The organism is Rhodoferax sp. (genome assembly GCF_010365055.1).
Classification (GTDB): Bacteria; Pseudomonadota; Gammaproteobacteria; order Burkholderiales; family Burkholderiaceae_C; genus Rhodoferax.
In genome coordinates this window covers 1-6,264 of the sequence record NZ_JAAFHA010000148.1, presented here as the reverse complement: position 1 = coordinate 6,264, position 6,264 = coordinate 1, and the positions used below count along the sequence as shown (strand labels likewise).

Genomic DNA, 6,264 nt, shown 5'->3' with positions numbered 1-6,264 from the left:
CACACCCACATGGACCACTTTTTCGGTTTCGACCGGCTGCTTCGCCTCTGCCTCGGCCGCAATACGAGCTTGCGCCTGTACGGCCCACCGGGTTTTGCGGCCCAAGTCGAACACAAGCTCGCTGGCTACACCTGGAACCTGGTCGACAACTACCCTGGCGACTTTTTTATGGATGCCTGGGAGCTTGATGCCCAATGGCAGGCCCGCGGCACCCGCCTGCGCTGCCGCAACCGGTTTCGCGCCGAGCCGTTGGAGGCGCGGCATTTGCCGGGCGGCGTGCTGCTCGACGAGCCGGCGCTGCGCGTGCGTGCGGCGTTTCTCGACCACGGTACACCGTGCCTCGGCTTCGCGGTCGAGGAAAAGATACACGTCAACGTTTGGAAGAACCGGCTGGCCGAACTCGGGTTGGCGGTCGGGCCGTGGCTGAAATTTCTCGACCAGGATGCCGATCATGCGGCCCGAAAACATCATCTCACCGCGCGCCAGGCCGGCAGCATCGCGCGTGCGGCCGGCGCCAAACTGGTCACTCCGTTCCATTTTTCGCCACGCTACGCCGACCGCGAGGCGGACTTGCGCCGGGAGATCGAGGCGGCAGCGGCTGCCACCTGACGTCAGCCGAACGCCTGTTTCACAAACTCGTCCAGTGCCAGCCGCTTTTCGTCGGCAGCCAGTTCAAGTTTTTCCGCCAAATCAAACTGAGCTGTGGTCGGGCCAGAACCGTCACCCGCAGCGGCCTTTACAAAAGCGTGCGTCACTCTAAGCCGCGCCGTGCGCGCCTCCTGGTTCACTGCCTGCCAGTCGGCTTGCATCGCTGCCCATCTTTCACCGTCTTCAACCTTCGGCATATCCGCCTCCTTCACTTGTAGCCAACGTAGGGTTACGGCCGATGAGACGTTGAGCAGACGGCCGGCCATTTGAGAAAACGCAAAGACCGGCATGGCGGGGCGCGGCCAAGCCGTCCAATCCCCCCAAAAAACACCCGCTAAACTAGCCGTCGTCCCATATGCGCCAGCGGCTGCAAAAACAGTAGTAACCAATCCATGACCCCAAACATCGAAACCGTCGAAGAAGACGACGAAATCAGCCTGCTAGACCTGCTGCAAGTCGTCGCCGACAACCTGCGCCTGCTGGTGCTCGCTCCCCTGACCGCCGGCCTGCTGGCGCTGGGCATCAGCTTTGCCATTGCCCCCACCTTTACCGCCACCACCAAATTCATGCCGCCGCAGCAACAGCAAAGCGCGGCTGCGTCCATGTTGTCCAGCCTGGGTGCTTTGGGCGGTTTGGCCGGCGCGGCCAGCGGTCTCAAAAACCCGGCTGACCAATACGTCGCCTTCCTCAAAAGCCGCAGCGTGCAAGACGTGCTGATCGAGCGCTTCAAACTGATGGAGCGCTACGAATCCAAGCTCAAAACGGACGCCCGCACTACATTGGAAGATGTCAGCAAAATCGCCAGCGGCAAGGACGGCCTCATCACCATTGACATCGACGACAAGGACCCCGCCTTTGCCGCCCAGTTGGCCAACGCCTATGTCGAAGAACTGGGCCTCCTCCTAGGTCGCCTGGCCGTCACCGAAGCCCAGCAACGCCGCGTCTTCTTTGAAAAGCAGCTTACCAACGCCAAAGACAACCTCGTCAAGGCCGAGCAGGCGCTGGGCGCCAGCGGTGTCAACAGCTCCGTGCTCAAGTCCACTGGCGCCGCGGTAGAAGCCGTTGCCCGGTTGCGGGCGCAAATCACCGCGCAAGAAATCAAGCTTGCCTCCATGCGCGGCTACCTGACTGAATCCGCGCCGGACTTCAAACAGGCCCAAACCGAGCTGTCGGCCTTGCGCGGTCAACTCGGTCGGGCGGAACAATCCGAGCCCGCCACCGGCGGTGCAAACAGCGACTACATCGCCAAATTCCGCGACTTCAAATACTACGAAACCCTGTTTGAGATGTTCGCCAAGCAGTATGAAATGGCCCGCATCGACGAAAGCCGCGAAGGCGCGGTGATTCAAGTGCTGGACGTCGCCCAGCCGCCCGAGCGCAAGAGCAAGCCCAAAAAGGCGCTGATCGCCCTGATGACCACGCTGGCTGTCGGCTTTGCGCTGCTGCTCTTCGTCTTCATCCGCCAAGCCCTGCGAGGTGCGGGCCAAGACCAGGAATCTGCTGAGAAGCTGGCCCGTTTACGTCGGGCCTGGACCAAGGCCATTGGACGTCCAAGCTGATATTGCATAAAATCAGCCTGTAGCCCCCGTCAGACGTGCGCAGCGCGCTATCGAAAACGAAGTGAAATGCCGGCTGCCTTGTATCAGTGAGGCAGACCCATCACTATCCCATGCTAAACTTGTTCAATTATTGAACAAGCAGTAAGTGCGCCGCAAGCCGCCCGCCCCCAGCCACATATTTCCATGCCCGCAGCCCAGCAACTCAAGCCCCAAGAAGACACGCACCTCCAAGTGTTGCGCCTGCTGGAGGCCAACCCGCAGCTGAATCAGCGCGAACTGAGTGAGGCGCTGGGCGTGAGTCTGGGCAAAGTCAACTATTGCCTCAAAGCCTTGCTCGACAAGGGCTTGATCAAGATGCAGAGCTTTCGCAAGAGCCAGAACAAACTGGCTTACGCCTACTTGCTCACACCATTCGGCATCTCTGAAAAAAGTGCCATTACGGCGCGTTTTCTGAAACGCAAAATGGCGGAATACGAGCATTTGCAAGCCGAAATTTCTGCACTGCAGCTTGAAGTGAGTGGCGAACCAGCCAGCGAAAAACCATGAACAAGTCAGCCAAAATCTACGTCGCAGGCCACCAAGGCATGGTGGGCTCAGCTATCGTGCGACAGTTGCTCAAGCAAGGCCACGCCCCGGAAACCATCATCACCCGCACCCATGCCGAGCTAGACCTCACCAACCAGGCCGCAGTGCGCGCCTTCTTCGCGGCCGAAAAGCCTGAGCAGGCCTATCTGGCAGCCGCCAAGGTAGGCGGCATTCATGCCAACAACACCTACCCGGCCGACTTCATCTACCAAAACCTGATGATGCAGGCCAACGTGATTGAGGCCGCATTCCAAAACGGTGTCCAAAAATTGCTGTTTTTGGGCTCAAGCTGCATCTATCCGCGCCAAGCCCCGCAGCCCATGGCCGAGAATGCATTGCTCACCGGCCCGCTGGAACCCACCAACGAGCCCTACGCCATTGCCAAAATTGCCGGCATCAAGCTCTGCGAAAGCTATAACCGCCAATACGGCGCCAGCCACGGCGTGGACTACCGCAGCGTCATGCCCACCAATCTTTATGGCCCTGGTGACAACTACCATCCGGAAAACTCCCACGTTATCCCTGCGCTGATCCGCCGCTTTCATGAAGCCAAGGTCAGCCAGGCGCCCAAGGTCACCATTTGGGGCACCGGCACCCCGTCTAGAGAGTTTTTGTATGTGGACGACATGTCTAGAGCCAGCGTGCATGTGATGAACCTGCCCAAGGCCACCATTGAGGCGCACACCAGCCCCATGCAAAGCCACATCAACGTGGGCTTTGGGAGCGACATCACCATTGCCGAACTGGCGCGCACCGTCGGCCAGGTGGTGGGCTACCAGGGTGAAATTGACTTTGATGCAAGCAAACCCGACGGCGCCCCGCGCAAGCTCATGGACAGCAGCAGGCTGAACGCGCTGGGTTGGCAAGCCCAGGTCAAGCTGGAAGACGGCCTGGCACTGGCCTATACAGATTTCTTAAGTCAAATAGGCCGATAGCCCCCGTAGAATATGCGTAATACGCTATTAATTAAATAGTAATTCCTGACCCCACACGCTAACATGCCAGCCTCAAAAGCAACCCACATCACTGACAAGCAGATGGTTGCACCGCTGCAATCGCTGATCGGCGGGCGTATTTTTCTGCTACGCGAACAGCGCGTGATGCTCGACGCCGACCTGGCGGAGCTGTACGGTGTGCAGACCAAGGTGCTGGTACAAGCGGTCAAACGCAATCTAGCGCGTTTCCCGCAAGACTTCATGTTTCAACTCTCGGTAGATGAGTTTGCCGCTTTGAGGTCACAAACTGTGACCTCAAAGACTGGGCGTGGCGGACGCCGAACGGCACCTTATGCGTTTACCGAGCAAGGCGTGGCGATGTTGTCGTCAGTTTTGGGTAGTCCACGCGCCGTTGGTGTCAATATCGAGATCATGCGTACGTTCGTGCGTGTGCGCGAACTGGCCGCCACCCACAGCGACCTGGCCAAACGGCTAAGTGAGTTGGAAGAAAAGACCGAGTTGATTTCCATGCAGCACGACACCTTCAGCCGCAACACGCGCAATCAACTCAAACAGGTCTTTGACGCTCTGCGCGAGCTGATGAAGCCGGTCGACCCACCCAGTCGCCCTATCGGTTTCACAGCCTCAATTGAAAAACATACAAAAAGTTAACTTGTACCATTAATGATTACCCCTCCCAAAACCGCCCCCAAAGTGGCCCTCGTCACCGGCATCACCGGCCAAGACGGCAGTTACCTGGCCGAATTCCTGCTGGAAAAAGGCTACACCGTGCACGGCATCAAGCGCCGCGCATCGAGCTTTAACACCGCCCGGGTTGACCACATCTACCAAGACCCGCACGTGGACAACGCCCGCTTCAAGCTGCACTACGGCGACCTGAGCGACAGCAGCAACCTGACCCGCATCATCCAGGAAACCCAGCCGGACGAAATCTACAACCTCGGCGCCCAAAGCCACGTGGCCGTGAGTTTCGAAAGCCCCGAATACACCGCCGACGTGGACGGCATGGGTACCCTGCGCATTCTGGAAGCCATCCGCATCCTGGGGCTGGAAAAGAAAACCCGCTTTTACCAGGCCAGCACCAGCGAACTCTATGGCCTGGTGCAAGAAACCCCGCAACGCGAGACCACGCCCTTCTACCCGCGCAGCCCCTACGCTGTGGCCAAGCTCTACGCCTACTGGATATGCGTCAACTACCGCGAGGCCTACGGCATGTATGCCTGCAACGGCATCTTGTTCAACCACGAAAGCCCACGCCGGGGCGAAACCTTCGTCACCCGCAAAATCACCCGCGGCCTGGCCAACATCAGCCAGGGCCTGGAAGACTGCCTGTTTATGGGCAACATCGACGCCCTGCGCGACTGGGGCCACGCCAAAGACTACGTGCGCATGCAGTGGATGATGTTGCAGCAAGACCAGCCCGATGACTTTGTCATCGCCACCGGCGTGCAATACAGCGTGCGCCAGTTTATCGAATGGACGGCTGCTGAGCTGGGCATGCCCCTGCGCTGGGAAGGCACTGGCGTGAACGAGGTGGGCTATTGGAACGACAAACCCATTGTCAAGATTGACCCCCGTTACTTTCGGCCTACCGAAGTCGAAACCCTGCTGGGGGACCCCAGCAAAGCCAAACAAAAGCTCGGCTGGGTGCCCGAGATCACGGCTCAAGAAATGTGCAAAGAAATGGTGGCTCACGATCTGGCGCAGGCCAAACAGCACGCGCTGCTCAAGGCCAATGGGTATGCAGTGAATGTGAGCGTTGAATAGGCGAATAGCCAATGTTAATAGTGCTTCCGAGCAGTCAAAAATATAGCAAAATGAATACCTCCCTGGAACAAACTCACATAGCCATCATTGGCCTAGGTTACGTTGGCCTGCCGCTTGCGGTTGAATTTGGTAAACAGTTCCGTACCCTCGGTTTTGACATCAATATCCAACGCATTTCAGAGTTGCGCACCGGGCAAGATCGCACCTTGGAGACCACGCCTGAAGAACTGGCCCACGCCAACAAACTTCAGTTCAGCACCGACCCTGCTGCCCTTAGTTCGTGCAACGTGTTCATCGTCACCGTTCCCACCCCCATCGACAGAGCCAATCGCCCGGACCTGACACCACTGGTCAGGGCCAGCGAAACGGTAGGCAAAGTGCTAAAGCAAGGCGACATCGTGATATACGAGTCCACGGTGTACCCAGGTGCAACTGAAGAGGTCTGCGTGCCGATACTCGAAAAGTTCAGCGGCAAAAGATTCAACGTCGACTTTTTTTGTGGCTACAGCCCCGAGCGCATCAACCCCGGCGACAAAGAGCACCGCCTGCCCAGCATCAAAAAGGTTACCAGTGGTAGCACGCCTGAAGTGGCCGATACGGTTGACCAACTCTACAAACAAATCATCACCGCCGGCACCCACAAGGCCAGTTCCATCGGTAGTGCAACATTCGTTCTGTAATTTCCCCGACCACTGAAACTGACCCTGTTTGGAAGTTTCTGGTTTTGGGATTTTTTAATCAGGCCCCTG

6 protein-coding genes and 2 pseudogenes are annotated in these 6,264 nt (G+C 58.2%); 7 read left to right on the top strand and 1 reads right to left on the bottom strand.

Annotated features, from left to right (window positions below; genetic code table 11):
• A pseudogene (locus tag GZ093_RS19715) lies at positions 1 to 609 on the top strand (ribonuclease Z); the annotation flags it as partial.
• A gap of 2 nt (positions 610 to 611) precedes the next feature.
• On the opposite strand, the gene GZ093_RS19710 reads toward GZ093_RS19715, so the two are convergent.
• The gene (locus GZ093_RS19710; RefSeq protein ID WP_296489337.1) at positions 612 to 938 is read right to left on the bottom strand and encodes a hypothetical protein; all 327 of its coding nucleotides are present in this window, start codon (positions 936 to 938) and stop codon (positions 612 to 614) included.
• A gap of 102 nt (positions 939 to 1,040) precedes the next feature.
• Between GZ093_RS19710 and GZ093_RS19705 the strand changes: the two genes are divergently transcribed.
• The 6 genes and pseudogenes from GZ093_RS19705 to GZ093_RS19680 all read left to right on the top strand — a co-directional run.
• Positions 1,041 to 2,207 carry a Wzz/FepE/Etk N-terminal domain-containing protein gene (locus GZ093_RS19705; protein ID WP_296489336.1) on the top strand — a complete coding sequence of 389 codons (1,167 nt, stop codon included), beginning with the start codon at positions 1,041 to 1,043 and terminating at the stop codon, positions 2,205 to 2,207.
• Positions 2,208 to 2,390: 183 nt separating this feature from the next.
• A complete protein-coding gene (locus tag GZ093_RS19700) occupies positions 2,391 to 2,753 on the top strand; it encodes a MarR family EPS-associated transcriptional regulator (RefSeq protein ID WP_296489335.1) in 363 nt (120 codons plus the stop codon).
• Positions 2,750 to 3,727: a GDP-L-fucose synthase gene (locus GZ093_RS19695; RefSeq protein WP_296489334.1), complete on the top strand. Its 978-nt coding sequence runs from the start codon at positions 2,750 to 2,752 to the stop codon at positions 3,725 to 3,727. The genes GZ093_RS19700 and GZ093_RS19695 overlap by 4 nt, the downstream gene beginning before the upstream one ends.
• Positions 3,728 to 3,790: 63 nt before the next feature.
• Positions 3,791 to 4,399 carry an ORF6N domain-containing protein gene (locus GZ093_RS19690; protein ID WP_296489332.1) on the top strand — a complete coding sequence of 203 codons (609 nt, stop codon included), beginning with the start codon at positions 3,791 to 3,793 and terminating at the stop codon, positions 4,397 to 4,399.
• Between the two features lie 12 nt (positions 4,400 to 4,411).
• Positions 4,412 to 5,515: a GDP-mannose 4,6-dehydratase gene (gene gmd / locus GZ093_RS19685; RefSeq protein WP_296489330.1), complete on the top strand. Its 1,104-nt coding sequence runs from the start codon at positions 4,412 to 4,414 to the stop codon at positions 5,513 to 5,515.
• A 50-nt stretch (positions 5,516 to 5,565) separates the two neighbouring features.
• Positions 5,566 to 6,171, top strand: a pseudogene (locus tag GZ093_RS19680) (Vi polysaccharide biosynthesis UDP-N-acetylglucosamine C-6 dehydrogenase TviB); the annotation flags it as partial.
• Positions 6,172 to 6,264: the final 93 nt, after the last annotated feature.